24 protein-coding genes and 1 tRNA gene are annotated in these 25,369 nt (G+C 63.3%); 21 read left to right on the plus strand and 4 right to left on the minus strand.

Going from position 1 to position 25,369, the window contains the following annotated elements; translation table 11 throughout:
- Positions 1 to 5: 5 nt before the first annotated feature.
- Positions 6 to 206 carry a globin family protein gene (locus tag AC56LN_RS05680; RefSeq protein WP_183557631.1) on the plus strand — a complete coding sequence of 67 codons (201 nt, stop codon included), beginning with the start codon at positions 6 to 8 and terminating at the stop codon, positions 204 to 206.
- Between the two features lie 90 nt (positions 207 to 296).
- Here the strand turns inward: AC56LN_RS05680 and AC56LN_RS05685 are convergent, their stop codons facing one another.
- The 4 genes from AC56LN_RS05685 to AC56LN_RS05700 form a co-directional block, all read right to left on the minus strand.
- Positions 297 to 881 carry a cohesin domain-containing protein gene (locus tag AC56LN_RS05685; RefSeq protein ID WP_499570351.1) on the minus strand — a complete coding sequence of 195 codons (585 nt, stop codon included), beginning with the start codon at positions 879 to 881 and terminating at the stop codon, positions 297 to 299.
- 75 nt (positions 882 to 956) lie between these two features.
- Complete coding sequence (locus AC56LN_RS05690; protein WP_499570352.1) at positions 957 to 3,971, minus strand: M12 family metallo-peptidase; 3,015 nt, start codon at positions 3,969 to 3,971, stop codon at positions 957 to 959.
- Between the two features lie 369 nt (positions 3,972 to 4,340).
- Positions 4,341 to 5,747 (minus strand): M16 family metallopeptidase, encoded by a 1,407-nt coding sequence (locus AC56LN_RS05695; RefSeq protein ID WP_499570353.1) that lies wholly within the window; start codon positions 5,745 to 5,747, stop codon positions 4,341 to 4,343.
- A 10-nt stretch (positions 5,748 to 5,757) separates the two neighbouring features.
- On the minus strand, positions 5,758 to 7,167 hold the full coding sequence (locus AC56LN_RS05700; RefSeq protein WP_499570355.1) for a M16 family metallopeptidase: 1,410 nt from the start codon (positions 7,165 to 7,167) through the stop codon (positions 5,758 to 5,760).
- A 305-nt stretch (positions 7,168 to 7,472) separates the two neighbouring features.
- On the opposite strand from AC56LN_RS05700, the gene AC56LN_RS05705 reads away from it, so the two are divergent.
- The 20 genes from AC56LN_RS05705 (at position 7,473) to nuoL (ending at position 25,357) form a co-directional block, all read left to right on the plus strand.
- Positions 7,473 to 8,249 (plus strand): GIN domain-containing protein, encoded by a 777-nt coding sequence (locus AC56LN_RS05705; protein ID WP_482899463.1) that lies wholly within the window; start codon positions 7,473 to 7,475, stop codon positions 8,247 to 8,249.
- Between the two features lie 74 nt (positions 8,250 to 8,323).
- Positions 8,324 to 8,947 carry a tetratricopeptide repeat protein gene (locus AC56LN_RS05710; protein WP_499570356.1) on the plus strand — a complete coding sequence of 208 codons (624 nt, stop codon included), beginning with the start codon at positions 8,324 to 8,326 and terminating at the stop codon, positions 8,945 to 8,947.
- A 115-nt stretch (positions 8,948 to 9,062) separates the two neighbouring features.
- Positions 9,063 to 9,578: an Rv1443c family protein gene (locus AC56LN_RS05715; RefSeq protein WP_499570357.1), complete on the plus strand. Its 516-nt coding sequence runs from the start codon at positions 9,063 to 9,065 to the stop codon at positions 9,576 to 9,578.
- A gap of 94 nt (positions 9,579 to 9,672) precedes the next feature.
- The gene (locus tag AC56LN_RS05720) at positions 9,673 to 10,641 is read left to right on the plus strand and encodes an MYG1 family protein (protein WP_499570358.1); all 969 of its coding nucleotides are present in this window, start codon (positions 9,673 to 9,675) and stop codon (positions 10,639 to 10,641) included.
- Between the two features lie 102 nt (positions 10,642 to 10,743).
- On the plus strand, positions 10,744 to 11,730 hold the full coding sequence (locus AC56LN_RS05725; protein WP_499570359.1) for an NAD(P)H-quinone oxidoreductase: 987 nt from the start codon (positions 10,744 to 10,746) through the stop codon (positions 11,728 to 11,730).
- A gap of 147 nt (positions 11,731 to 11,877) precedes the next feature.
- Positions 11,878 to 12,627, plus strand: a complete 750-nt coding sequence (gene tpiA, locus AC56LN_RS05730; RefSeq protein WP_499570360.1) for a triose-phosphate isomerase — start codon at positions 11,878 to 11,880, stop codon at positions 12,625 to 12,627.
- An 86-nt stretch (positions 12,628 to 12,713) separates the two neighbouring features.
- A complete protein-coding gene (gene secG, locus AC56LN_RS05735) occupies positions 12,714 to 13,124 on the plus strand; it encodes a preprotein translocase subunit SecG (RefSeq protein WP_343025365.1) in 411 nt (136 codons plus the stop codon).
- A 360-nt stretch (positions 13,125 to 13,484) separates the two neighbouring features.
- A tRNA-Leu gene (locus AC56LN_RS05740) sits at positions 13,485 to 13,569 on the plus strand.
- Between the two features lie 172 nt (positions 13,570 to 13,741).
- Positions 13,742 to 14,101, plus strand: a complete 360-nt coding sequence (locus AC56LN_RS05745) for an NADH-quinone oxidoreductase subunit A (RefSeq protein ID WP_183557670.1) — start codon at positions 13,742 to 13,744, stop codon at positions 14,099 to 14,101.
- Between the two features lie 3 nt (positions 14,102 to 14,104).
- A complete protein-coding gene (locus AC56LN_RS05750) occupies positions 14,105 to 14,581 on the plus strand; it encodes a NuoB/complex I 20 kDa subunit family protein (RefSeq protein WP_147933132.1) in 477 nt (158 codons plus the stop codon).
- Between the two features lie 18 nt (positions 14,582 to 14,599).
- On the plus strand, positions 14,600 to 15,193 hold the full coding sequence (locus AC56LN_RS05755) for an NADH-quinone oxidoreductase subunit C (protein ID WP_482899456.1): 594 nt from the start codon (positions 14,600 to 14,602) through the stop codon (positions 15,191 to 15,193).
- Positions 15,193 to 16,446: an NADH-quinone oxidoreductase subunit D gene (locus tag AC56LN_RS05760; protein WP_183557677.1), complete on the plus strand. Its 1,254-nt coding sequence runs from the start codon at positions 15,193 to 15,195 to the stop codon at positions 16,444 to 16,446. Before AC56LN_RS05755 ends, AC56LN_RS05760 begins: the two co-directional genes overlap by 1 nt.
- A gap of 20 nt (positions 16,447 to 16,466) precedes the next feature.
- On the plus strand, positions 16,467 to 16,943 hold the full coding sequence (nuoE, locus tag AC56LN_RS05765) for an NADH-quinone oxidoreductase subunit NuoE (RefSeq protein ID WP_258834891.1): 477 nt from the start codon (positions 16,467 to 16,469) through the stop codon (positions 16,941 to 16,943).
- Positions 16,940 to 18,235 (plus strand): NADH-quinone oxidoreductase subunit NuoF, encoded by a 1,296-nt coding sequence (gene nuoF, locus AC56LN_RS05770; protein WP_499570362.1) that lies wholly within the window; start codon positions 16,940 to 16,942, stop codon positions 18,233 to 18,235. Before nuoE ends, nuoF begins: the two co-directional genes overlap by 4 nt.
- A gap of 21 nt (positions 18,236 to 18,256) precedes the next feature.
- Positions 18,257 to 20,599: an NADH-quinone oxidoreductase subunit NuoG gene (gene nuoG / locus AC56LN_RS05775; protein WP_499570363.1), complete on the plus strand. Its 2,343-nt coding sequence runs from the start codon at positions 18,257 to 18,259 to the stop codon at positions 20,597 to 20,599.
- Positions 20,599 to 21,690, plus strand: coding sequence for an NADH-quinone oxidoreductase subunit NuoH (nuoH, locus tag AC56LN_RS05780; RefSeq protein WP_332531045.1), 1,092 nt, complete (start codon positions 20,599 to 20,601; stop codon positions 21,688 to 21,690). Before nuoG ends, nuoH begins: the two co-directional genes overlap by 1 nt.
- A gap of 10 nt (positions 21,691 to 21,700) precedes the next feature.
- Positions 21,701 to 22,189 carry an NADH-quinone oxidoreductase subunit NuoI gene (gene nuoI / locus AC56LN_RS05785; RefSeq protein WP_183557692.1) on the plus strand — a complete coding sequence of 163 codons (489 nt, stop codon included), beginning with the start codon at positions 21,701 to 21,703 and terminating at the stop codon, positions 22,187 to 22,189.
- 31 nt (positions 22,190 to 22,220) lie between these two features.
- Positions 22,221 to 22,898: an NADH-quinone oxidoreductase subunit J gene (locus tag AC56LN_RS05790; RefSeq protein WP_499570364.1), complete on the plus strand. Its 678-nt coding sequence runs from the start codon at positions 22,221 to 22,223 to the stop codon at positions 22,896 to 22,898.
- The gene (nuoK, locus tag AC56LN_RS05795; protein ID WP_183557698.1) at positions 22,895 to 23,203 is read left to right on the plus strand and encodes an NADH-quinone oxidoreductase subunit NuoK; all 309 of its coding nucleotides are present in this window, start codon (positions 22,895 to 22,897) and stop codon (positions 23,201 to 23,203) included. The genes AC56LN_RS05790 and nuoK overlap by 4 nt, the downstream gene beginning before the upstream one ends.
- Before the next feature lie 39 nt (positions 23,204 to 23,242).
- A complete protein-coding gene (gene nuoL, locus AC56LN_RS05800) occupies positions 23,243 to 25,357 on the plus strand; it encodes an NADH-quinone oxidoreductase subunit L (RefSeq protein ID WP_258834887.1) in 2,115 nt (704 codons plus the stop codon).
- Positions 25,358 to 25,369: the final 12 nt, after the last annotated feature.

A 25,369-nucleotide genomic window follows, 5' to 3' on the forward strand; every position in this document is an offset into this window, starting at 1 on the left:
TTGCCATGGCCAAGAAGGAAGAAGAACTCGACGAAGAAACGCTGGCGTTCGTCAACTGGTGTATCGAGGTCGAGGGGTTTTTAGTCGCGGGCGGCGCTACCGTACGGCAGGCGCAGGACCATATCGAGGAAGAAATCGAATGGTTCACCGACCAGTTCTACGATTCGCTCACGCCTGAAGAGGCGGCCAAGGAAGCATTGGCGTAACGACAGAGATGTCGATGAAAACAGGCCTGCACCGCGTGACCGCGGTGCAGGCCTGTTTGCTTGTGCCCGTTGCTCGTTGCTCGTTGCTGATTACGCGCGAGCGCCCGGGCGGCGGCGACGCAGCGCGGCAGCACCCGCCAGGCCGGCGCCGAACAGCAGGACGCTGGCCGGTTCCGGCACATCGACCGGTCCGCCCGGTTCCGCGAGCACGACGCCTTCACCCGCCAGTGCGCTCAAGCCGGCAATGTCATTGCCAGCCCGGTCGAGGAAGATCACGTCGGCAAACGACAGCGCGGACGTTCCCGCAGCAATCGCTTCAAAGGTGATGCTGGCCAGCAGGCCGCTGCCCGAGGCGCCCGGGATCGGGCCGAGCAGGCTGCCGTAGACGAAGTCGATGAAGCCCGGTTCCATGCCCAGAACGCCGCTGACCGTGCTGCCCGCCGTGCCCAGGAAGGCGCCTTCGGTCACGTTCAGTGCGCGCAGGTAGCGCGCATCGTAGTTGATCGAGAACTGGTACGCGTACAGGTCAGCGATATCGTTGATCGCGATGTTATAGGTAACGGTCGTGCCGACCTGCGCGGCCGGACCGGTGGAGAACGACAGGATGGGGGCGGCCCAGGCCTGGGTGCTGGCGCCCAGCAGGACGGCGGCGAGGAAGTGCTTCCATTTGCTCATGGTGTGATCCTAAAGTTGAGAATGCAATCAATGGTGCTGGCAGGCCGGCTACGGTGAGCCGGCCCGCCGTTCGGATCAGGTGCAGACCGTGCCGGCGGGCACGCGCTGCGTGACGACGTTCAGGTCGCGGATATTGACGATGCCGTCGCTGTTCACGTCGGCGCGCGGATCAAAACCGGCCTGACCGGTGCGCTTGTTCAGCGCAGCACGCACCACCGCCACGTCGGCGCAATCGACCACGCCGTCACCGGTCACGTCACCCACGACCGGCGCGTTCGCCAGCGTGAAGTTGGCGTCCGAGACGTCGAAGAACACATTGCCCACCCCCTCGACCTTGATGCGGCCCTGCATTGTCGGCAGTGCCGGGAACGTGACGTTGGCGCTGCCTGTGTTCGGCACGCTGGCCGCCAGCAGGTGTGGCCAGGTCGCGCCGCCGTCAGTCGACAGCGTGATCTTCACGTTGGCAGTGTTCACCGGCGCTGCATTGGTGTTGGCCACGCTCCAGGTCACGGTCTGCGGGCCGGCGTTGATGGTAGCCGCCGTGTTGGGCGACGTGACCAGGAACGGGCCGGCCGCCGGCGCCAGCACCAGCGTCGTGGTGGCGCTGTTGACGCCGCCACGGCCGTCACGCGCTGTCAGCTTGAAGTTCAGCGACGGCGGCGCGGCATTGGTCCCGGCCAGGCCCACATAGGCGGCGGTTGGCAGGAACTCCGAGTAGCAGTCGATCTGCGCAGCCGTCAGCGGTGTACTGGCCGTCGGGCAGGCGCCGGTGACGGCGTTGGTGTTGTTGGCCAGGATTTGCGGCATGTCCGGGAACACGCGGGTCGGATCGGTGGTCACCTGGTTCTGGCCTGGCGATCCGTACTCGAGCGTACCGGCAGCGGTCACGATGGCGCGCGTGCTGAACTGGCGGAACAGCGGGCCGTTGAGCTTGACGTTATCGATCAGCGAGGTGCCGGCGCTGCCGCCCCGGTCATTCTGCTCCCACATATACGTCACGGTATCGTCGTCGCCATCGACAGCGCTGCCGGTCAGGGCGAATGGCGTGCGTACCGGGATCGTGAAGGTCGGGGCCACGGTGACGCTCGGCGCCGAATTGGTCGTGCCCGCCACGCTGCCGCCGCGGTTGGTCAGCCCGCCGCGCGCGACTTCACCGATGAAGCCGTTTCCGCCACCGAGGACGTTGCTCACCGCCAGTGACGGCACGTCGGTGCCGGCGAGCGCGCCGCCGAAGGTAACGGTGAATCCCGTATCGCTCAGCGCGCTGACCGTCACGGTGCCGCCGGCTGGCCAGCCGGTGATGCCTTCGATGGCCGCCTTGATGCCGGTGGTGGTGAAGTTGGTGCCGCGCACGATCGGGGCCGACAGGTTGCCGTTAAAGCTCAGCCGGAACTGCTGGCCGTCGTCGGTAAAGCCGGTCAGGGCGCCGACCTGCACTTCGTTGATCGCGAAATCAGCGCCCGACGTGTAAGCCACGATCTCGTCGAAGCTGCGCTGCGACCAGTACGGGTCGCTGTGCGGCTGCAGGTTATCGGTGCCGCAGATGCCGGCGTACGCCATGATCGACGAGCCACTGCCCGGCTCGACCGAGGTGCCGCCGTTGCGGTTGCCGCCACTGCAGCTGCCTACCGTGCCGTTGAATGTGTGGTTGCCCGAGAACTGGTGACCCAGCTCGTGCGCGACGTAGTCGACGGCGAAGAAGTCGCCCGTCGGCGTGGGGATGCCGGTGCAACCCTGCGCCTTGCCACTGCCACCCACGACGCCCAGGCTGGCGACGCCGCCGCCGTCCAGTCCGAAGGCGATGTGGCCGACGTCAAAGTTGCTCGCGCCCGCCAGCAGGCCCGTGACGATCCGGTTACGGGTCAGGGTGCTGCCCGAACAGCCGCTTGCCTGGGTCGGCGTGAAGCAGGCTGCGCCGCCGCAGGGGCCGTTGGTGGTGGTCATCTCGGCCGACGTATTCAGGTTGAGCGCATCGGTTGCGTCGATCAGCACCAGGCTGATCGAGGTCTCGTCTTCGTAGACCTGGGTCACGCGGTTGATCAGCGTGACCTTCGCGGCCGTGACGTTGGCGGCACCGAAGTAGTTCGCGTAGCTCGGGTCGGTCACCAGCGCCAGGCGGTAGGTGCGCAGCGCGCTGCCGACGACGGCATTGGCCGCCATGCCGGCGTCGACCACGCGGTAGGGTGCGCTGGTGCTGTTGCGGCCGTCGTTGGCGGTAATGTCGAAGGCGCCCTGGCGCGTGGCAGCGGCCGGCAGCGTGACGCTGATCGCGCCGGACTTGTCGGCAGTGGCCGTGACGCTCTGCAGCGCCACGCCATCGCCGTCGGCCGCGATGTTCAGGCTGACGCTCGCGCCCGGCGTAAAGCCGGCGCCGGTGACCACGACGCTGTCGCCTTCCTGGTAGAACGAGCGTGACAGGCTCAGCTGCGGCTCGATGGTGCCCTCGATCAGCGGACCACGCGGGTTGATCAGGTCGGCGCGCGTGTAGCTGGCGTAGACGCTGGTGTCATTCCGATAGTAGGGATCGACATACCAGCTGCCGCCCGGCGAACGGACCGACGCATGCAGGCCGAGCTGGGTGATGTCCATGCGCAGCGTGGCGCCTGGATCGTCGACGCCCTTGCCGCGGTAGGTCTTGATGTCGGGGTGCCTGGCCGCCAGGCCCGGTTCCATGATCGGGGACTCTTCGAGCGTGAAGCGCTGGTAGCCGCCGTCCGGATGGGGCAGCGAAATGGTCAGGCTGCTCGCCGACAGGTCGCCGCTGCGCGCCATCGGCGCTTCGCGGGCAACGCCACGGATACCGGCCAGGTCGAGACTAGCGGCGCGCACCCGGCGCAGTTGCAGGGCCGGGGTTCTGGCGCCGCCGGTACGCGCGGTCGTCGTGGCAGCCGGCACCGTCACGTCTTGCCAGAATGCGGCTGCGCGCTGGTTCTGCACCTGGACCGGACCGACCTGCGCCGCCAGCACGGATGGGGTGCCGGCAACCAGCGCCAGCGCGATGCACAGCGCGAGCGATCCTTTCTTCAGCGGAGCAGCGTGCGGCTGGCGTGGCTTGCCGTGGTACGGCAAGCGCAAAGGCTTCGTTCTCATGCGTAGTCCTTTCGCGACTGGTAGAAGTGTGTCGTTGTGGTAAGCGGTGATGGGTCTTCCGGAGCGGCCTTCCTGTTGCCAGCGATGCGTTGCACACCGAACTTCACGATGCAAGAAATGCAATGCGGGCGCATCGATATTATTGCTGCGTTGATATTGAAAGCAAGTAAATACTTTCTTGTTGCAATCGTGTTGAAATAATTGATCTGATGAATTGTGACGCTGGCATGGAGCGTTTCATCGTGCTAAATATGCACGCTTATTCCCGCTGCATACTTGTTGATAAATAAAGGTCAAGACGAAAAGGTTGAGACGAAAAAAATGCCCCGCAAACTACACGGGGCAGGCATCGCGACAGCGGTGAATGGATTACTTGTCCGTCACCGTGAATTCGCCATACGGCGCCAGCTGCGCGTCAAGCTTGGACGGGTCGCCGACGATCACGATCGACTGCTTTTCGGGCGCAAAGTATTTCTGCGCCACCGTGCGCACCTGCTGCGGCGTGACCTTGCGGATCATCGGCACGTAGTCGCCCAGGAATTCGGGCGGCAGGCCCACCAGCCAGTTCGCGGCCAGCGTATTGGCGACCGAACGCTGCAGCTGGTTGCTGAGCAGGTAGCCGCCCGCGACGTAGCGCTTGTTCATCTCCATTTCGGCGGCCGGCACCAGCTCGCTGCCCAGGCGCTTGTATTCCTTGAAGTATTCGGCCAGCGCTGCGCCCGTGACTTCGTTGCGCACGTCCGCGCCGCCGACCATCATGCCACCCGCGCGGCTCATGCGCGCACCTGCCGAGGCGCCATAGGTGTAGCCCTTTTCTTCACGCAGATTGGTGTTGATCCGGCTCGAGAAGCCGCCGCCGATGATGGTGCTGGTCAGGCGCAGCGGAATCTGGTCGGCGGCGCTGGCGGCGATGCCGGGGCTGCCCACGCGCAGCGTCGACTGCACGCTGCCATCACGCTTGAGCACGATGCGCGCCGGCTTCACGTTCGTGGCGACGGCGGGCGTATCCGGCAATGCGGCGCCGCTGGCCTTCCAGTCGCCAAACGCGGTCTGCGCCAGCTTCATCGCGTCTGCTTCGGTGATGCGGCCGGTGATGACCAGCAGGGCGCGGTCAGGGCGGAAGCGCCTGGCGTGTTCGGTGCGCAGCAGCGCCGCGTTCACGGCATTGATCGACTCGGCAGTCGGATCGGTGCGGCTGTACGGGTGATCGACGTAGACGGCTTTCTTGATCGCGCGCTCGGCGCGGAACCCAGGTTGGGTCTCGGCCACGCGCAGCGCCTGCAGCGCATTGGCCTTGGCCAGCGCCACCTCGTTCTCTGGGAACGACGGCTGGCGCGCGATCTCGGCCATCAGGTCCAGCATCCCGCCCGCCTGCGAGGCGACGGCATTGGCCGAAAGGATGATGCCGTCGGCGGCCGGGCTGGCCGCGACTTCACCGCCCATGCCTTGCGCCGCTTCGGCAATGGCGCGTGAATCGCGCTTGGCCGTGCCTTCGTTGAGCATCCCGGCGAGCATTGCCGCAAAGCCCCCTTGTGTCGGGGCGTCGGCCGCAAAGCCGGCGCCGCGCAGCGCCAGCACGAAGTCCACGCGCGGCAAGCCCTGGCGCGGCACGACCCAGACGGTCAGGCCGTTGGCCAGCGTCTGCTTGCTGATCTTCGGTGCGGGAATCGATTTTTCCTGGCCGTAGGCAGGCATGCCGTTCGGGGCCTTGGTTTGTGCATGCAGCGTTGGCGCGAACGCCAGCGAGACGGCAAGCGCGAGCATCAATTTGTTCATGAGGCGCTCCTTATTTGGTGACGCCGGCAGGCGCAGTGGTGGCAGGGGCCGCAGCCGTCCTGGCGGCCTCGATCATGGCGGCCGGCTTGCGGTCGATGACGGTGCGGTTGGTCGGTACCAGATAGGTCTTGACGACGCGCTGGATGTCGCTCGAGGTCACGCCATCGATCCAGCCCGGAATCTTGTTGACGACATTCGCGTCGCCCCACAGCACCTGCAGCTTGGCCATCGTGTCGGCGCGGTTGACGAAGCTTTCCAGTTTGTTGTTCCAGTCGGCCAGCATGCGCGTCTTGACCCGCTTCAGGGTCGCGTCGTCGACACCGTCCCTGGCAACCTTGGCGATCTCTTCGTCCATGGCCTTGAGGATCGCGTCCGCGCTGCTGTCGGGCTTGTACAGCGCATGCACGGTCATCAGGGTGGGGCCGTTGTATTCCCACGGGCTGGTCAGGCCGAACAGGATGTCGACGTTCAGCGCGATCTCGCGGCCCTTGACCAGGCCCTGGTAGAACAGCGACGCATCGCCGCCGCCCAGCAGCTCGGCCAGCACGGCGACCGGCGCCTGGTCGCGGCTGCCGCGCTCGGGCACCTTCCAGGCTGCGGCAATTGCCGGCACCTGGGCCAGTGCGTCACTTTGCTGCAGGCGCTTTTCGGCCGTGTTCAGGGGTTCGCTGAAATCCGTGCCATTCGGTACCGGCCGCGCGGGAATGGCGCCAAAGTATTTCTGGGCCAGCGCGAAGCCCTGCTGCGGCGTGATGTCGCCGGCAATCGCCAGCACCGCGTTGTTTGGGCCGTAGTAGTCGCGGTGGAATGCGCGCACGTCGTCTAGGCTGGCGTTTTCCAGGTCTTCGAAGCTGCCGTAGCCGTCGTGGTTGTTTTCCCATTTCTGGAACGCGTGCTGGCTGATGTCGATCCACATGAAGCCGCCATACGGCTGGTTCTTCACGTTAACGCGGATTTCTTCCTTGACGACGTCCTGCTGGTTCTTCAGCGTGGCGGGGCTGAAGTCGAGCGTCTTCATGCGGTCTGCTTCCAGCCACAGGATCGGCTCGAGCGCCGAGCTTGGCACGGTCTCGATGTAGTTGGTGAAGTCGGGGCGGGTCGAGCCGTTGTTCCAGCCGCCGCCGCCCGTGATCGTCGTATCGAACACGCCCTTCGGCGCATTCGGTGTGCCCTGGAACATCAGGTGTTCGAACAGGTGCGCGAAGCCCGTGCGGTTCTTCGGCTCGAGGCGCATGCCGACGTGGTAGACGACCGAGACGCCGACGGTGGGCGAGGTGCGGTCTTCCGACACGATCACGGTCAGGCCGTTGTCGAGTTTTTTCATGGTGACCGGCAAGGTCCACCCGTCGGCCGGTGCGGCAAATGCCGACATCGACAGGGTGAACCCGGCCAGCAGGGCGGGGTAGTGGCGCATGCGCATGGGGACCTCGAAATGGATCGCAATGAAATGAATGTGACCGGGGCAGGGTGCGCCGCCGGCGAAACATCTTAGCGCAATGGCATGCTTTAAAAGAATGTTTTTGTTGCGCTGGCGCAGGGTGACGCGCGGCCATGCGTGCTGCATGGGCCCGTGTCGTGCTGCCGCAAACTGCCACCGCCGCGCAGTTCGGACGCCGTTTTTTGCAGTTCATCGCACACACGGCAGGGGCGTCGGCGTTTCGGGATATAGTTTCATCATGACAAGTCCCGGCACCCGCCCGGGCCGCAACATACCGGAGAACCGCGATGAATCACCTTTTCAAGCTGGGCGCCGTTGCCGCCCTGTTGGGCGCCACGGCGGGCCTCGTGCGCGCCGCGCCGGACACGGTCAGCGAGACGCGGCCGGTCGATGCGCAGGTCGTGCGCGTGACGCTCGAAGGGGTGGGGGATCTGGTGATCCGCCAGGGCACACCGGCCACGCTGGTGCTGACGGGCGACGCGCGCCTGCTGTCGCGCACCACCACCACGCAGCGCGGCGACACGCTCAATATCGAGACCGAAAGCCGCCGCGGGGGCTTCAACTTCGGCCGCTCGTCCGGCATCCAGGCCGAACTCGTGCTGCCGAACCTGCGCGCGGTCTCGTCCGAAAGTATCGGCGCCACCACGGTCAGCGGCTTTGCCGGCCAGTCACTCGACATCAATCTCGATGGCGCGGGGTCAATGTCGGTATCATCATCTAATTACCGCTTCATCACCGCCAACCTGGGCGGCGTGGGCAACCTGAAGATCCACGGGATCGACAGCGAGGGCATCGACCTGAACCTGGGCGGCGCCGGCTTCGTGACCCTGACCGGCCGCAGCAAGCGCCTGAAGGCCGAGCTGGGCGGCCTGGGCGGGCTCGATGCACAGGGCTGCAGCGTCGACTCGGTGGCGCTCGATCTGTCGGGGCTCGGCAATGCCACCGTCAACGTGCGCCAGAGTATCAATGTGTCGCTGTCGGGGATGGGGTCGGTGACGGTACTGGGCAAGCCGGTCAATCGCAAGGTGGCGCTCGACGGGCTGGGCAAGGTCAACTGGAAATGACGGACGCGCGACCACCACACCGGGCGGAGGTATCCCGGCGGCATCGGCAACGACCTGGACTCTGTGTACGAACCATGACGACACCACTCTTTGCAATTCTCCTGGCGCTGTGCCTGCAGTTCGGTCTGCAGGGCAGCGCCCATGCCGGTTTTCCCGAAGGCGCCAGTGCCTACAACGCCCGCAACTATGCGCTCGCGCTGAAGGAAGTCACGCCGCTGGCCAGGGCCGGCCATGCCGAAGCGCAGCATCTGCTGGGGCTCATGTATTACATGGGACGGGGCGTCGCGCGCGACTACAAGCAGGCGTTCGCCTGGCACCAGAAGGCCGCGCTCCAGGGCAAGGCCGATGCGCAGTACGTGGTCGGCGCCATGTATTACACGGGTAACTCAGTGCCGCAAGACCAGAAGCACGCCGTGACCTGGTTCCGCAAGGCGGCCGAGCAGGGCCATGCCGAGGCGCAGAACGCCCTCGGACTGATGTACCGCTACCACGTGGCCGGCGTGCCGCAGGATGTCGTGCTGGCGTACATGCTCTACAACCTGGCTGCGGCCGGCGGCAACCGCAATGCCGTCGACCAGCGCGCTGCCATCGCCAGGCGCATGACGCAGGAGCAGATCGAAGAAGCGCAGGCGCTGTCGCGTACCTGGAAGCCGGGCACGCCGCTGCCGACGACGTCGAAGACGGGCGGCGACGCCTAGTGCGCCAGCGCGCTCTGCGCAGCAGTCCGGCAATCGTCCGGTTATGCGGGTTGGCGAACCGAACCGGCGTGCAAGGCAGGCCATGATGGTGTGAACACACTGTCAAGGAGTCGCAATGGCGAAGGTAACACTGACGATGACGACCATCGTGCCGGTCTCGACCGGCGAAGCCTGGGCCTGGTCGACATCGCTCGAAGGGGTGCGTACCGAAATGCGCCCGCTGCTCAAGGTGGTCTTTCCCAGGGCGATGACGCATATCGGCCCCGATACCGCGCTCAACACCGTTCTGGGCCGCTGCCAGTTTTTGCTGTTCGGTCTGTTTCCGATCGATATGTCCAAGCTGCGCTTTACCGAGATGGAGCCGGGCCACCGCTTCGTCGAAGAATCCGACCTGCTGTCGATGCGCTCGTGGCGCCATGAACGTGTGATCACGCCGTCGGCCGATGGCCGGGGCGCGCAGATTACGGACCACCTGGCCTTTACGCCACGCCTGGCCACGCCCGTCGTGCGCTACCTCGTCAAGCTGTTTTTCGCACACCGCCACAAGAAGCTGGCGCTGGCACTGGGCGAGCGCGCGGCGACCGGCCAACAGGGCGCCGGCGACCGCCGCCAGGCTGGCCGGGCGCGCTGAGATCGGCTGAAATGCGTGCTTGCATGGTAGGCTTCGGCTTTGACTCACTCGCGCGCCCGACACAATCGTGGCGTAGCGGCAATTTGGAGCTTGTATGTTGATTGCCACTCACGGCGGCAAATTCCACGCAGATGATGCGTGGGCAGTCGCCGTCCTGAAGGTGCTGTTCCCCGACGCTGACGTCATCCGTACGCGCGAGCAGGCCAAAATCGATGCCGCCGACTTCGCGATCGATGTCGGCGGGGTGTGGGACCCGGCCACGGGCCGGTTCGACCACCACCAGAAGGAATTCAACGCCACCCGTCCATCCGGCGTGCCGTATGCCAGCGCCGGCCTCGTCTGGCGCGACCACGGTGCGCAATGCGTCGCCGCGCTGGCGCTGCGCCATACGGGCGAAACCTTATCGGACGATACGGCCCAGCAGATCGCGTACGCCATTGACGTCGATATCGTCCAGTACCTGGATTTGTCGGATGTCGGCGTGGCCAAGAATGCGCCGGGCAGCTATGGCTTGTCGGCCGTGGTCTCGGGCTTCAATCCGGGCTGGCTCGACGAGCAGCGCCTGGGCTACGGCGAAGCGGTCGACGTGTACCGCATGGGCCAGTTCATGCGCGCGGTGGAGTTTCTCATCGATATCATGGGCAATGCCGTGCGCTACCGCGTGGGCGCCATGCTGGCCGTCACGCAGGTGCGCCAGGCCGAGGTACTCGAGGGCGGCAAGCTGCTCTTCCTGAAGAACGCCGCGCTGCCGTGGAGCAGCATCGTGCGCAAGGAAATGCCGAAGATCCTGTTCGTCATCAGCCACAGCCTGACCGAGAACCGCTACATCCTGCACACGGTGTCGGTCGACACGGAAAGCTTCGATGCGCGCGCCGACCTGCCTGAAACCTGGGCGGGCCTGCGCGAAGCGGACCTGGCTGCCGTGACGGGCGTGCCGGATGCCGTGTTCTGCCACACGGGCCGCTTCATCGCCGCCGCGCGCAGCTATGAGGGCATTCGCACGATGGCGCGCCAGGCGCTCGATGCGGTCGAGCAGGGCGTGACGGTCACGACCTATTCGTAGCCTTTCGGCTCTGTATCCGGTGGCGCGCACGATCGCCGGGGTGACCGGCAAGCCGTCGCCGACTCCCGTACAATTGCGGTTTTGCTAATGCGGGAGCCATCCATGCGCGCCATCGAGATTACCAAGCCGGGTCAGCCCGACGTCCTGCAACTGTGCGACCGGCCGATGCCGGTCCTGAAAAACGGCGAAGTCCTGATCAAGGTCCATGCTGCCGGTATCAACCGCCCGGACGTGTTCCAGCGCCTGGGCAAATACCCGGTGCCGCCGGGCGCCTCCGATCTGCCGGGCCTCGAAGTAGCCGGCGAAATCGTCGACGGCGACCTGGGTGACAGCGGTTTTGCCAAGGGCGACCTCGTCTGCGCACTGGTGCAGGGCGGCGGTTACGCCGAATACTGCGCCGCGCCGCTCGCGCAATGCCTTCCAGTGCCGGAAGGCCTGAGCCCGCTTGAAGCGGCAACGCTGCCGGAAACCTATTTCACGGTCTGGAGCAATGTGTTCGACCGCGCCCGCCTGAGCGAAGGTGAAAGCCTGCTGGTGCAGGGCGGCAGCTCGGGCATCGGCGTGACCGCCACCCAGATTGCCAGCGCGCTGGGGCACCGCGTGTTCATCACGGCCGGCAGCGACGACAAATGCCGCGCCGTCGAAGCGCTCGGCGCCGAGCGCGGCATCAATTACCGCGATGAAGATTTCGTTGCCGTGGTCAAGGAACTTACGGACGGCCGTGGTGTCGATGTGATTCTGGATATGGTCGCGGGCGACTACGTGGCGCGCGAAATCGACTGCCTGGCCGACGACGGCCGCCTGGTCGTCATCGCGCTGCTGGGTGGTGCGCAGGCGAATCTGGACATGAACCAGGTACTGCGCCGTCGCCTGACCATCACCGGGTCCACGCTGCGGCCGCGTTCGGTCGAATTCAAGGCAGCCATTGCGCGCCAGTTGCGCGAGCAGGTCTGGCCGCTGTTTGCGCAGAAAAAGATCAAGCCGGTGATCCATCACGTGTTCCCGCTGGCGGAAGCTGCTGCAGCGCACACGATGATGGAATCGAGCACCCACGTGGGCAAGATCGTGCTGCAGGTGCTGGCCGACTGACCATAAAAACAACAGGCGCGCCGGCGGGGTCCATGGGCCCCGCGCGGTGCATCCACGGGCGGTTTCAGGCCGGTTGACGCTGTCAGCCACTGTTTGACCGCCACAATATCGACCGCTAGAATAGCGGGTTATTTGACATGGGGTAGTATGCGTCCCACACTCGTAGTAGGTAACTGGAAAATGAACGGCAGCCGGGCAGTCAATGCCGAGCTGCTGCAAGGCATTCTCGCTGGACTGGGCCCTGAGATTCAGGCAGCGTGCGCGGTGTGCGTCCCCGCGCCGTACCTGTTCCAGTGCGAGCAGTTGTTGGCTGGCAGCAGCGTGGCCTGGGGCGCGCAGGATGTCGCGACCGAGCCGTGCGGCGCCTTCACCGGCGAAGTGTGCGTGTCGATGCTGCAGGATTTCGGCTGCCGTTACGTGATCGTCGGCCACTCCGAGCGCCGCGGCTACCACGGCGAGTCGAACGAGCTGGTCGCGCGCAAGGCGAAGGCGGCGCTGGACGCCGGCCTGACCCCGATCGTCTGCATCGGCGAAACGCTGGAGCAGCGCGAAGCGGGCGAGACCAACGACGTCGTCGGCGGCCAGTTGCACGCCGTGCTGGAGCTGGTGGGCTTCGAGGATGTTCCGCGCCTGGTGCTGGCTTACGAGCCGGTATGGGCGATCGGCACCGGCAAGACCGCGACGCCTGAAATGGCGCAGCAGGTCCACGCCGACATGCGCGCATTAGTGCGCAAGTGCAACGTTGACGCGGCCGATACCGTACAAATCCTTTACGGCGGCAGCATGAAGCCGGAGAATGCACGCGAGCTGCTGGCGCAACCGGACATCGACGGCGGCCTGATCGGCGGGGCGGCACTGAAAGCGGCCGATTTCCTCGGCATTCTGCGCGCCGCATAAGGACATAATCTCCTGCATTTAGTTTTGCGAAGATTTTGGAATTACAAAAAATTTGAAACGCTGTTAAACCTTGGAATGGAATTGCAATGATCTGGTCTAATCTTATTATCGTCGTGCAGGTTATCTCGGCCCTGTCCATTATTGGCCTGGTCCTGATGCAGCACGGCAAGGGCGCTGATATGGGCGCGGCCTTCGGCTCCGGCGCCTCGGGCAGCCTGTTTGGTGCATCCGGTTCGTCGAATTTCCTGTCCAAGGCAACGGCAGTGGCCGCCGCCGTGTTCTTCGGCACCACGCTGACGCTGGCCTACATCGGCAACGACCGCAGCGGTGGCGACAACGCCGGCGTGATGGGCCGCGCCCAGGCGCCTGCAGCCGGTATCCCGGTCACGGCTCCGGTGCAGACGGCGCCAGCCGACGTGCCGACGCTGCCAGCCGGCAGTGCAGTGCCGGCAGTCCCGGCGCCAGCGCCGGCAGTGCCTGCGCCAGCGACCAAATAAGCAACCAGCATCGTGGCCAGCTCGGTGATCAGGTCCGTACCGATGCCGGCATAAAACCAGGTCACGCTGTCCCGGCGCCATGCGCGCCGTTGTGGTTCGAAAACAATGCGCCTTTTATCGGGCGCATTGTTGTTTTTAGGCGTAGAATACCGCGGCGCGTGACAGGGTTGGACAACCTCCACGGGCAGCCTTGCAATATGAACAGTCGTGTCGCAACGAAGGTTGTCATGCTCATGTCAGTAAAAGAGCGTCCAATAGATTGTTCGGCGATATGATTCAAATAAATAGCAAATATCTTTGTGATTGCGCAATTTGAGCATTGAAAGATAGTGCTAAAGCAGGTTAAAATACTGTTCTCCAGCCGACGTGGTGAAATTGGTAGACACGCTATCTTGAGGGGGTAGTGGCGCAAGCTGTGCGAGTTCGAGTCTCGCCGTCGGCACCAAAATTTAGAAAGAAAGCCAGCAAGGGCGCACGAGTCTTTACCTCATGCCTGAGCTGGCTTTTTTACGAGGATCTGTCGTACGATCCTGGCGGCAGGCTCGAAGCCAGGTTCGCACGATTCGGTGCTGCATCTCTGCAGCGTTCCATTAACCGATCGTTCAGAAGGCTTCATCGTGAACCTCGAAAGTTATCTCCCCGTTCTTCTCTTTATCCTGGTTGGCATCGGTGTCGGTGTTGCCCCGCAGGTGCTTGGTCGCCTGCTCGGGCCGCACAAGCCCGACGATGCCAAACTGTCTCCGTATGAATGCGGCTTCGAAGCCTTCGAAGACGCGCGCATGAAGTTCGACGTCCGGTATTACCTGGTCGCGATCCTGTTTATTTTGTTTGATCTTGAAACGGCATTCTTCTTCCCATGGGGCGTCTCGATGCGCGAACTGGGGTTCACCGGTTTCATCACGATGATGGTGTTCATCGCCGAATTCGTCGTGGGCTTCTGGTACATCTGGAAGAAAGGTGCCCTTGATTGGGAATAAGCCATGGCTATTGAAGGCGTATTAAACGAAGGTTTCATCACCACCACAGCCGACAAGCTGGTCAACTGGGCACGTACCGGGTCGATGTTCCCGATGACGTTCGGTCTGGCCTGCTGCGCGGTCGAGATGATGCACGTGGGCGCGGCCCGCTATGACATGGACCGTTTCGGTATCGTGTTCCGCCCGTCGCCACGCCAGTCCGACGTCATGATCGTTGCCGGCACGCTGTGCAACAAGATGGCGCCGGCGCTGCGCAAGGTCTACGACCAGATGGCCGAGCCACGCTGGGTCATCTCGATGGGCTCCTGCGCCAACGGTGGCGGCTACTACCACTATTCGTATTCGGTCGTCCGTGGCTGCGATCGCATCGTCCCGGTCGATGTCTACGTGCCAGGCTGTCCACCGACCGCCGAAGCTCTGCTGTACGGCATCATGCAGCTCCAGAACAAGATCAAGCGCACCAATACCATCGCGCGCTAAAAACGGACGGCGTACTCCATGACGACAAAACTCGAAACCCTTCAACTCGCCCTGCAGACTGCATTGGGTGAGGGCGCCGCTATTTCCAGCGCGCTGGGTGAAGTCACGGTGGTGGTCAAGGCCGCCGACTACATCCGCTCGATGACGGCCCTGCGCGATACCCCTGCGCTGGCCTTCGAGCAGATGATCGACCTGTGCGGCGTCGACTATTCGGAATATGGCGAAGGCACCTACGAAGGACCGCGCTTTGCGGTCGTCGTGCACCTGCTGTCGCTGACCCACAACTGGCGCGTGCGCGTGCGGGTGTTCTGCCCGGACGACGACATGCCGCTGGTCGAATCGATCACGCCGATCTGGCGCGCCGCCAACTGGTTCGAGCGCGAAGCCTTCGACCTGTTCGGTATCCTGTTCGATGGCCACGGCGACCTGCGTCGCATCCTGACCGACTACGGTTTCATCGGCCACCCGTTCCGCAAGGACTTCCCGATCTCGGGTTATGTCGAGATGCGCTACGACCCCGAGCAGAAACGCGTGATCTATCAACCCGTCACGATCGAACCGCGCGAGAACATTCCCCGCGTGATTCGCGAAGAGACTTACGGGACGAAATAATGGCTGAGCTTAAGAACTACACCCTGAACTTTGGTCCGCAGCACCCGGCAGCGCACGGCGTGCTGCGCCTCGTGCTCGAACTCGACGGCGAGGTGATCCAGCGCGCCGACCCGCATATCGGCCTGCTGCACCGCGGCACCGAGAAGCTGGCCGAAACCCGCACCTACCTGCAATCGGTGCCATACATGGACCGTCTCGACTACGTGTCGATGATGTGCAACGAACACGGCTACGTGCTGGCCATCGAAAAGCTGCTGGGTATCCAGGCGCCGATCCGCGCCCAGTACATCCGCACGATGTTCGACGAAGTCACCCGCATCCTGAACCACCTGATGTGGCTCGGCGCGCACGCGCTGGACATCGGCGCCATGGGCCCGTTCCTGTACTGCTTCCGCGACCGCGAAGACCTGTTCGACGTCTATGAAGCGGTGTCGGGCGCGCGCATGCACGCGGCCTACTACCGCCCGGGCGGCGTGTACCGCGACCTGCCGGACACGATGCCACAGCACAAGGCTTCGCCGATCCGCAGCGCCAAGGCCATCGACGCACTGAACGAGCACCGCCAGGGCTCCGTGCTCGACTTCCTCGACGCGTTCACGAAGCGCTTCGACGGCTATGTCGACGAATACGAAACCCTGCTGACCGACAACCGTATCTGGAAACAGCGTACCGTCGGCATCGGTGTCGTGACGCCGGAAGACGCGAAAGCGATGGGCTTCACGGGCGCCATGCTGCGCGGCTCGGGCATCGCCTGGGACCTGCGCAAGACGCAGCCGTATGCAGCCTACGACAAGGTCGAGTTCGACATCCCGGTCGGCACCAATGGCGACTCGTACGACCGCTACCTGGTGCGCGTGGAAGAGATGCGCCAGTCGAACCGCATCATCAAGCAATGCATCACGTGGCTGCGCGCGAATCCGGGCCCGGTCATGATCGACAATAACAAGATTGCGCCGCCGAACCGGATGGACATGAAGTCCAATATGGAATCGCTGATTCACCACTTCAAGCTGTTCACCGAAGGCTTCCACGTCCCCGAGGGCGAGGCCTATGCTGCGGTCGAGCATCCGAAGGGCGAGTTCGGCATCTATATCGTCTCCGACGGCGCCAACAAGCCATACCGCCTGAAAATCCGCACGCCGGACTATGTCCACCTGCAGAGCCTCGACGAAATGGCACGCGGACACATGATCGCTGATGCCGTCGCCATCATCGGTACGCAAGACATCGTGTTCGGCAGTATTGACCGCTAGTCCGAAAGGCAGAGAAGAATATGTTATCCCCGCAGTGCTATCAAAAAATCGATCGGGAGCTGGCCAAGTACCCAGCCGATCAACGCCAGTCGGCCGTGATGGCCTCGCTCGCCCACGCCCAGGTCGAACTGGGCTGGCTGTCGCCAGAGACGATGCAGGAAATCGCCGACTACATCGAGATGCCGGCGATTGCCGTGCAAGAGGTGGCGACTTTCTACAATATGTTCAACGTCAAGCCGGTTGGCCAGCACAAGATCACCGTGTGCACCAACCTGCCATGCGCATTGTCGGGCGGTGAACGCGCGGCCCAGCGCATCAAGGATGCCCTGAATATCGACTTCCGTGACACCACGGCGGACGGCAAGTTCACGCTGATGGAAGGCGAGTGCATGGGCGCCTGCGGCGACGCACCCGTCATGCTGGTGAACAACCACCGCATGTGTTCGTTCATGAGCGACGCCAAGATCGACGCCCTGCTTGAGGAACTGAACAAATGACCAGCCTGCACGATCGTCACATCAAGCCGCTGATCCTGAAGGATCTGAACGGCACCAACTGGCACCTGAACGACTACGTCAACCGTGGTGGTTACTCGGCGCTGCGCCGCATCATCGAAGAAAAGATCACGCCCGAGCAGATCATCGCCGACATGAAGGCGTCGGGCCTGCGCGGCCGCGGCGGCGCCGGTTTCCCGACCGGCCTGAAGTGGAGCTTCATGCCGCGCCAGTTCCCGGGCCAGAAATACCTCGTCTGCAATACCGACGAAGGCGAGCCGGGCACGTTCAAGGACCGCGACATCATTCGCTACAACCCGCATGCGCTGATCGAAGGCATGGCCATCGGCGCCTACGCGATGGGCATCACCGTGGGCTACAACTACATCCACGGCGAGATCTTCGAAGACTACCTGCGCTTTGAAGAAGCGCTGGAAGAAGCGCGCGCCGCGGGCTTTTTGGGCGACAACATCCTGGGCAGCACGTTCTCGTTCCAGCTGCACGCGCACCACGGTTATGGCGCCTACATCTGCGGCGAAGAAACCGCGCTGCTCGAGTCGCTCGAAGGCAAGAAGGGCCAGCCGCGCTTCAAGCCGCCGTTCCCGGCCTCGTTCGGCCTGTACGGCAAGCCGACGACGATCAACAACACCGAGACCTTCGCTGCGGTCCCGTTCATCCTGAACATCGGCGCCGAGAACTACATGGTGCTGGGCAAGCCGAACAACGGCGGCACCAAGATCTTCTCGATCTCGGGCGACGTCGAGCGGCCAGGCAACTACGAAGTTCCGCTGGGTACGCCATTTGCGACCCTGATGGAACTGGCCGGTGGCATGCGCGGTGGCAAGAAGATCAAGGCCGTGATTCCAGGCGGTTCGTCGGCGCCAGTGGTGCCGGGCGAGCAGATGATGCAAACCGATCTCGACTACGATTCGATCGCCAAGGCCGGCTCGATGCTGGGTTCGGGCGCCGTGATCGTCATGGACGAGACGCGCTGCATGGTCAAGTCGCTGCTGCGCCTGTCGTACTTCTATTACGAAGAATCGTGCGGCCAGTGCACGCCATGCCGCGAAGGCACGGGCTGGATGTACCGCATGGTTCACCGCATCGAGCATGGCCAGGGCCGACCGGACGACATGGATCTGCTGAACAACATCGCTGACAACATCAAGGGCCGCACGATTTGCGCGCTCGGCGATGCGGCTGCGATGCCAGTGCAGGCCATGATCAAGCACTTCCGCGAAGAATTTGAATATCACATTGAGCACAAGCACTGCCTCGTGCCCTCATACCTTTAAACCAGGTCAGGTAACGATCCCATGGTTGAAATTGAATTAGACGGCAAGAAAGTTGAAGTCCCACCGGGTTCGATGGTGATGGACGCCGCAAACAAGCTCGGAACGTACATTCCGCACTTCTGCTATCACAAGAAATTGTCGATCGCTGCGAACTGCCGCATGTGCCTCGTCGAAGTGGAAAAGGCGCCGAAGCCTTTGCCAGCGTGCGCGACTCCGGTCTCGCCTGGCATGATCGTGCGCAGCCACAGCGACAAGGCCGTGCAGGCCCAGAAGTCGGTGATGGAATTTTTGCTCATTAACCACCCGCTCGACTGCCCGATCTGCGATCAGGGCGGCGAATGCCAGTTGCAGGATCTGGCTGTGGGCTATGGCAAGAGCGGCTCGCGCTACGAAGAAGAAAAGCGCGTGGTGGCCCCGAAAGAAGCGGGCCCGCTGATCTCGATGGAAGAGATGTCGCGTTGCATCCAGTGCACCCGTTGCGTGCGTTTCGGCCAGGAAGTAGCCGGCGTCATGGAATTCGGCATGCTGGGCCGCGGCGAGCATTCCGAGATCACGACGTTTGTCGGCAAGACCGTCGACTCGGAAGTCTCGGGCAACATGATCGACCTGTGCCCGGTCGGCGCGCTCACCAGCAAGCCATTCCGTTATTCGGCCCGTCCGTGGGAACTGCAGCGCCGCAAGTCGGTCTCGCCACACGATTCGCTGGGCGCGAACCTGATCGTCCAGGTCAAGGGTGGCCGCGTCATGCGCGTGCTGCCGCTCGAGAACGAAGCGGTCAACGAATGCTGGCTGTCGGATAAAGAGCGTTTCTCGTATGAAGCCCTGAACAACACCGACCGCCTGACCAAGCCAATGATCAAGCAGGGCGGCATGTGGCAGGAAGCCGAGTGGCAGACCGCCCTCGAATACGTCGCCCACGGCCTGCGCAATATCCGTCACGAGCACGGCGCCGATGCGATCGCTGCCGTCGCGACTGCGCACTCGACCGTCGAAGAACTGCACCTGCTGAACAAGGCCGTGCGTGGCATGGGCTCCGACAACGTCGAGTTCCGCCTGCGCCAGAGCGATTTTTCGCTCGACGGCCAGGTCACGCCATGGCTCGGCATGCCGATCGCCCAGCTGAGCACGCTCAAGCGCGCGCTGGTCATCGGTTCGTTCCTGCGCAAGGATCACCCGCTGGTCACGACGCGTCTGCGCGCCGCCACCAAGTCGGGCCTGCGCCTGTCGCTGGTGGCCGGCGCGGACGACGAACTCTTGATGAAAGTGGCGCACAAACTGATCGCCGCGCCGAGCGACTGGCTCGTCGCGCTGTCGGAAATCGTCGTTGCGATCGCTGCCGACAAGGGCATCGCGGCGCCAGCCGGTTTCGAGCAGATCGAAGCATCGGACATCGCCAAAGCCATCGCCGCGTCGCTGGTCGTCGTTGGCGACGTTGAACTGCCAGGCGCGATCCTGCTGGGCAACGCTGCTGCGCAACATCCGCAAGCGTCGAAAATCCACGCCGCAGCGCAGTGGATCGCCGAGCAGACCGGTTGCTCGTTCGGTTATCTGGTCGAATCGGCCAACACGATCGGCGGCCACTTGGTGGGCGCCACGTCGGGCAAGAACGAAGCACCGTTCGCCACGCCGAAAAAAGCCTACGTGCTGCTGAACGCCGAGCCGCAACTGGACGCTGCCAACCCGCAGCAAGCCAGTGCCGCTCTGGCCGGCGCCGAGATGGTTGTCGTCATGTCGGCCTTCAAGCATGGCCTGGACTACGCCGACGTGCTGCTGCCAATCGCGCCGTTCTCGGAAACCTCGGGCACGTTCGTCAATTGCGAAGGCCGCGCACAGAGCTTCAACGGCACCGTGCGTCCGCTGGGCGACACCCGTCCAGCCTGGAAAGTGCTGCGCGTGCTGGGTAACCTCCTGGGCCTGCAAGGCTTCGACTACGACACGTCGGAATCGATCCGCGACGAGGTGTTCGGCAAGGGTGTCACCGACCTGTCGGGCAAGCTGAACAACAAAGCCACGCTGGCACCGACCGTTGGCGCCTATGCGCCGGCCGGCCAGCTCGAGCGCGTGACCGACGTGCCGGTGTACTTCACCGATGCGCTGGCACGCCGCGCCGAGCCGCTGCAGCGCACCGCCGACGCGAACGCGCCGCTGGTCACGCTGTCGAAGGCAGTGGCTGAATCGATCGGCGTCAAGGCCGGCGACAGCGTCACCGTCACGCAGGGCGCCGGTTCGGCCGTGCTGGTGGCCGATGTCGACGCCACGCTGCCATCGAACGCAGTGCGGGTCGCCGCCGGCCATCCGGCCGTGGCAGGTCTGGGCGCCATGTTCGGTTCCATCCAAGTTGCAAAAGCAGGGGAGAGCAAGTAATGGCCGCGCCCGGTTACATTGATTCATTCAACGCCGGCGGTGCAGACCTGCTCGGCCCGGTCTGGCCGATTGTCTGGACCCTGATCAAGATCATCGCGGTGCTGGCACCTTTGATGATCGCGATCGCCTACGCCACGCTGTGGGAACGCAAGTTCATCGGCTGGATCCAGATCCGCGTCGGCCCGAACCGCGTCGGTCCTGGCGGCCTGTTGCAGCCGATGGCCGACGGCCTGAAGCTCCTGATCAAAGAGATCGTGATCCCGGCCAAGGCCAGCAAGAGCCTGTTCGTGATCGGCCCGGTCATGACGATCATGCCGGCGCTGGCCGCGTGGTCGGTCATCCCGTTCGGTCCGCAGTTTGCGCTGGCCAACGTGAACGCCGGCGTGCTGCTGCTGATGGCGATCACCTCGGTCGAGGTCTACGGCATCATCATCGCCGGCTGGGCGTCGAACTCGAAGTACTCGTTCATGGGCGCCATGCGCGCATCGGCCCAGATGATCTCGTACGAAATCCCGATGGGCTTCGTGCTGGTCGTCGTGCTGATGGTCACGGGCAGCCTGAACCTGTCGGACATCGTTGCCGGTCAGCAGATGGGCACGTTCGCCGGCTGGGGCGTGAACTTCCTGTCGTGGAACTGGCTGCCGCTGTTCCCGCTGTTCATCATCTATCTGGTGTCGGGCCTGGCCGAGTGCGGTCGTCACCCGTTCGACGTGATCGAAGGTGAATCCGAGATCGTTGCCGGTCACATGGTCGAGTATTCGGGCATGTCGTACGCGATGTTCATGCTGGCCGAGTACGGCAACATGATCCTGATCGCCTGCCTGGCATCGCTGTTCTTCCTCGGCGGCTGGTCGGCACCGTTCAGCTTCCTCGAAGTCGGCGGCACCCTGGGCGGCTTCATCGGCTTCTTCTGGCTGTTCCTGAAAACGTTCTGTCTGGTCACGTTCTTCATCTGGGTGCGCGGTACGTTCCCACGTTACCGCTACGACCAGATCATGCGTCTGGGCTGGAAAGTGTTCATTCCGATCACGCTGATCTGGCTGGTGTTCATCGCCGCCTGGATGCAGACGTCGTGGAATATTTGGAAGTAAGGGGACGCACATGTCACGTATGAAAGAAATCCTCGGCAGCCTGATGCTGACCGAGTTGATCAAGGGCCTGGCCCTGACCGGCCGCTACGCTCTGTCGCGCTCGATCACGGTCCAGTACCCGGAAGAAAAGACCCCGATGTCGAACCGCTTCCGCGGTCTGCATGCGCTGCGTCGCTACCCCAACGGGGAAGAGCGCTGCATCGCCTGCAAACTGTGCGAAGCAGTCTGCCCGGCCATGGCGATCACGATCGAGTCGACCCAGCGCGAAGACGGCACCCGCCGCACCTCGCGCTATGACATCGACCTGACCAAGTGCATCTTCTGCGGCTTCTGCGAAGAATCGTGCCCGGTCGACTCGATCGTCGAAACCCACGTGCTGGAATACCACGGCGAAAAACGCGGCGACCTCTATTACACCAAAGAGATGCTGCTGGCCGTGGGTGACCGCTACGAAACCGAGATTGCCGCTGCCCGCGAGGCGGACGCCAAGTTCCGCTAAGTGTTAATTACAAGAGGCTCCTGGGTTAGTCATGACATTTACTGATATTTTGTTCTACGTGTTCGCGGCCGTGATGGTGCTGGCCGGCCTGCGCGTCATCACCGCCAAGAACCCGGTTCACGCCGCGCTGTTCCTGGTGCTGGCTTTCTTCAACGCCGCCGGTATCTGGCTGCTGCTGAAGGCCGAATTCCTCGCCATCGTGCTGGTGCTGGTCTATGTCGGCGCCGTCATGGTGCTGTTCCTGTTCGTCGTCATGATGCTCGATATTAATATCGACCGCATGCGCGAAGGTTTCTGGGGCTTCCTGCCGCTCGCCTCGGGCGTCGGCGCGCTGATCGTGCTCGAAATGGGCGCGGTGCTGTGGCATGGCTACAGCAACTTCCAGCAAACGCCGGAAGCAGCTGCCCTGAACATCGGCGGCACCAAGGAACTGGGCCTGCAGATCTACACCCGCTACATCTACGGCTTTGAAATTGCCGCCGTGGTGCTGCTGGTGGCGATCATCGCAGCCGTTGCCCTGACTTTGCGCCGCCGCAAGGACAGCAAGGCCATCGATCCGGCCGACGCCGTGCGTGTGAAACGCAACGACCGCCTGAAGATCATCAAGGTCGCGACCGTGAACCAGCCGGCCATCGATGCCGCGAACGTGGCCAAGGCCGCTGCCGCTGCTGCTGCCGCCGCACCTGCCGAACCGAAGGAAAGCAAATGACCGTCTCCCTCGCACACTATCTGATCCTGGGCGCGATCCTGTTCGCGATCTCGGTGGTCGGTATCTTCCTGAACCGGAAGAACATCATCATCTTGCTGATGGCCATCGAATTGATGCTGCTGGCGGTGAACCTGAACTTCATCGCGTTTTCCCACTACCTGGGCGACGCGGCGGGGCAGATCTTCGTGTTCTTCATTTTGACCGTCGCGGCCGCCGAAAGTGCAATCGGCCTGGCGATCCTGGTGGTCCTGTTCCGCAATCTGGACACGATCAACGTGGAAGACCTCGACAGCCTCAAGGGCTGATCGGTCTCGCTCGATAACTTATAACGAATAAGGTTCAACATGGCGGGGCAAATTTCAACCTCACTCTTACTGGCAGTGCCACTGGCACCGCTCGCAGGCTCGGCAATTGCCGGTCTGCTGGGTACCAAGTTCCTGGGCAATGTCGTCGGCCGCAAGGTGTCGCATACCGCGACCATCCTCGGCGTGGCGATCGCGCTGGTCATTTCGGTCATGACCCTGATGGCCGCGCTCGACGGCTTCACGCTCAACCAGGACCTGTACACCTGGATGACCGTCGGCACGCTCAAGCTGGCCGTCGGCTTCCAGATCGACACCCTGACCGCGATGATGATGTGCGTCGTCACGTCGGTGTCGCTGATGGTGCACATCTACACGATCGGCTACATGGCCGAGGATGACGGCTACAACCGCTTCTTCTCGTACATCTCGCTGTTCACGTTCGCGATGCTGATGCTGGTCATGTCCAACAACTTCCTGCAGCTGTTCTTCGGCTGGGAAGCAGTGGGCCTGGTGTCGTACCTGCTGATCGGCTTCTGGTACACGCGTCCAACGGCGATCTTTGCCAACATGAAGGCGTTCCTGGTCAACCGCGTCGGCGACTTCGGCTTCATCCTCGGTATCGGCCTGATCCTGGCCGCTGCCGGCACGATGAACTACGCCGAAGTGTTCGCCCAGGCCGACCAGCTGGCCCTGATGACGGTGCCGGGCACCGACTGGCCGCTCTTGACCGCCGCCTGTATCTGCCTGTTCATCGGCGCGATGGGCAAGTCGGCGCAGTTCCCGCTGCACGTCTGGCTGCCTGACTCGATGGAAGGCCCGACCCCGATCTCGGCACTGATCCACGCCGCAACGATGGTTACCGCCGGCATCTTCATGGTGTCGCGCATGTCACCGCTGTTCGAGCTGTCCGATGGCGCGCTGTCGTTCATCATCGTCATCGGTTCGATCACCGCGCTGTTCATGGGCTTCCTGGGCATCATTCAAAATGACATCAAGCGCGTAGTTGCTTACTCGACGCTGTCGCAGCTGGGCTACATGACTGTGGCACTGGGCGTGTCGGCCTACTCGGTCGCCGCATTCCACCTGATGACGCACGCGTTCTTCAAGGCACTGCTGTTCCTCGGCGCCGGCTCGGTCATCATGGGCATGCACCACGACCAGGACATGCGCAACATGGGCGGCCTGCGCAAGTACATGCCGATCACCTGGATCACGTCGCTGATCGGTTCGCTGGCCCTGATCGGTACGCCGTTCTTCTCGGGCTTCTACTCGAAGGATTCGATCATCGAGGCGGTGCACGCAAGTAACCTGCCAGGTACCGGCTTTGCGAACTTCGCAGTGCTGGCCGGGGTGTTTGTCACGGCGTTCTACTCGTTCCGCATGTACTTCCTCGTGTTCCACGGCGAAGAGCGTTTCGGCAAAGCCCATGCGCATGACCATCATGACGATCACGCGCATCACAAGGCGGCTGCCAACGATCATTCGGATCCGCACGCACTGCACGATTCCGGCTCGCACCACGAAGAAGACGCGCACGACGACCACGGCCACCACGGCCTGGCCCCGGGCCAGAAACCGCACGAATCCCCATGGGTCGTGACGGTGCCACTGGTCCTGCTGGCCATCCCGTCGATGCTGATCGGTTTCTTCACGATCCAGCCGATGCTGCATGGCACGTTCTTCGATGGCGTCATCACCGTGAACCCGAACCACCCGGCCATGGCCGAACTGGGCGAAATGTTCCACGGCGCTGCCGCGATGGCCCTGCACGGCCTGCAGACCGCACCGTTCTGGCTGGCACTGGCTGGCGTCGTTGCCGCCTACTACTGCTACATGATCAACCCACGCGTGCCGGCCTGGTTCTATGCCAAGTTCAAGCCACTGCACACCCTGCTGGACAACAAGTACTACATGGATGCGTTCAACCAGAAAGTCTTCGCCGGCGGCTCGCTGCTGCTGGGCGGCGGCCTGTGGAAAGTGGGCGACCGCGGCCTGATCGACGGCCTGGTCGTCAACGGCAGCGCCAAGGCAGTCGGCTGGTTCTCGACCATCACCCGTAAAGCACAGACCGGTTACATCTACCACTATGCGTTCGTGATGATCGTTGGCGTGCTGGCGGCCATGCTGTACTTCTTCCCGTTCTGGCGCGGTTAATCACAGGCAGAG

The sequence above is a fragment of the Telluria sp. ZT3P26 genome, from assembly GCF_059686035.1.

Bases quoted from the DNA above. Each gene is read 5' to 3' on its own strand.
- nuoH (WP_332531045.1), top strand. From the start codon at position 20,599: ATGGCCGCGCCCGGTTACATTGATTCATTCAACGCCGGCGGTGCAGAC.
- AC56LN_RS05790 (WP_499570364.1), top strand. From the start codon at position 22,221: ATGACATTTACTGATATTTTGTTCTACGTGTTCGCGGCCGTGATGGTG.
- secG (WP_343025365.1), top strand. From the start codon at position 12,714: ATGATCTGGTCTAATCTTATTATCGTCGTGCAGGTTATCTCGGCCCTG.
- AC56LN_RS05755 (WP_482899456.1), top strand. From the start codon at position 14,600: ATGACGACAAAACTCGAAACCCTTCAACTCGCCCTGCAGACTGCATTG.
- AC56LN_RS05715 (WP_499570357.1), top strand. From the start codon at position 9,063: ATGGCGAAGGTAACACTGACGATGACGACCATCGTGCCGGTCTCGACC.
- nuoE (WP_258834891.1), top strand. From the start codon at position 16,467: ATGTTATCCCCGCAGTGCTATCAAAAAATCGATCGGGAGCTGGCCAAG.
- AC56LN_RS05705 (WP_482899463.1), top strand. From the start codon at position 7,473: ATGAATCACCTTTTCAAGCTGGGCGCCGTTGCCGCCCTGTTGGGCGCC.
- nuoL (WP_258834887.1), top strand. From the start codon at position 23,243: ATGGCGGGGCAAATTTCAACCTCACTCTTACTGGCAGTGCCACTGGCA.
- AC56LN_RS05685 (WP_499570351.1), bottom strand. From the start codon at position 881: ATGAGCAAATGGAAGCACTTCCTCGCCGCCGTCCTGCTGGGCGCCAGC.
- AC56LN_RS05710 (WP_499570356.1), top strand. From the start codon at position 8,324: ATGACGACACCACTCTTTGCAATTCTCCTGGCGCTGTGCCTGCAGTTC.
- nuoF (WP_499570362.1), top strand. From the start codon at position 16,940: ATGACCAGCCTGCACGATCGTCACATCAAGCCGCTGATCCTGAAGGAT.
- nuoK (WP_183557698.1), top strand. From the start codon at position 22,895: ATGACCGTCTCCCTCGCACACTATCTGATCCTGGGCGCGATCCTGTTC.
- AC56LN_RS05750 (WP_147933132.1), top strand. From the start codon at position 14,105: ATGGCTATTGAAGGCGTATTAAACGAAGGTTTCATCACCACCACAGCC.
- AC56LN_RS05695 (WP_499570353.1), bottom strand. From the start codon at position 5,747: ATGAACAAATTGATGCTCGCGCTTGCCGTCTCGCTGGCGTTCGCGCCA.
- nuoI (WP_183557692.1), top strand. From the start codon at position 21,701: ATGTCACGTATGAAAGAAATCCTCGGCAGCCTGATGCTGACCGAGTTG.
- AC56LN_RS05690 (WP_499570352.1), bottom strand. From the start codon at position 3,971: ATGAGAACGAAGCCTTTGCGCTTGCCGTACCACGGCAAGCCACGCCAG.
- AC56LN_RS05760 (WP_183557677.1), top strand. From the start codon at position 15,193: ATGGCTGAGCTTAAGAACTACACCCTGAACTTTGGTCCGCAGCACCCG.
- AC56LN_RS05720 (WP_499570358.1), top strand. From the start codon at position 9,673: ATGTTGATTGCCACTCACGGCGGCAAATTCCACGCAGATGATGCGTGG.
- AC56LN_RS05725 (WP_499570359.1), top strand. From the start codon at position 10,744: ATGCGCGCCATCGAGATTACCAAGCCGGGTCAGCCCGACGTCCTGCAA.
- AC56LN_RS05680 (WP_183557631.1), top strand. From the start codon at position 6: ATGGCCAAGAAGGAAGAAGAACTCGACGAAGAAACGCTGGCGTTCGTC.
- nuoG (WP_499570363.1), top strand. From the start codon at position 18,257: ATGGTTGAAATTGAATTAGACGGCAAGAAAGTTGAAGTCCCACCGGGT.
- AC56LN_RS05700 (WP_499570355.1), bottom strand. From the start codon at position 7,167: ATGCGCATGCGCCACTACCCCGCCCTGCTGGCCGGGTTCACCCTGTCG.
- tpiA (WP_499570360.1), top strand. From the start codon at position 11,878: ATGCGTCCCACACTCGTAGTAGGTAACTGGAAAATGAACGGCAGCCGG.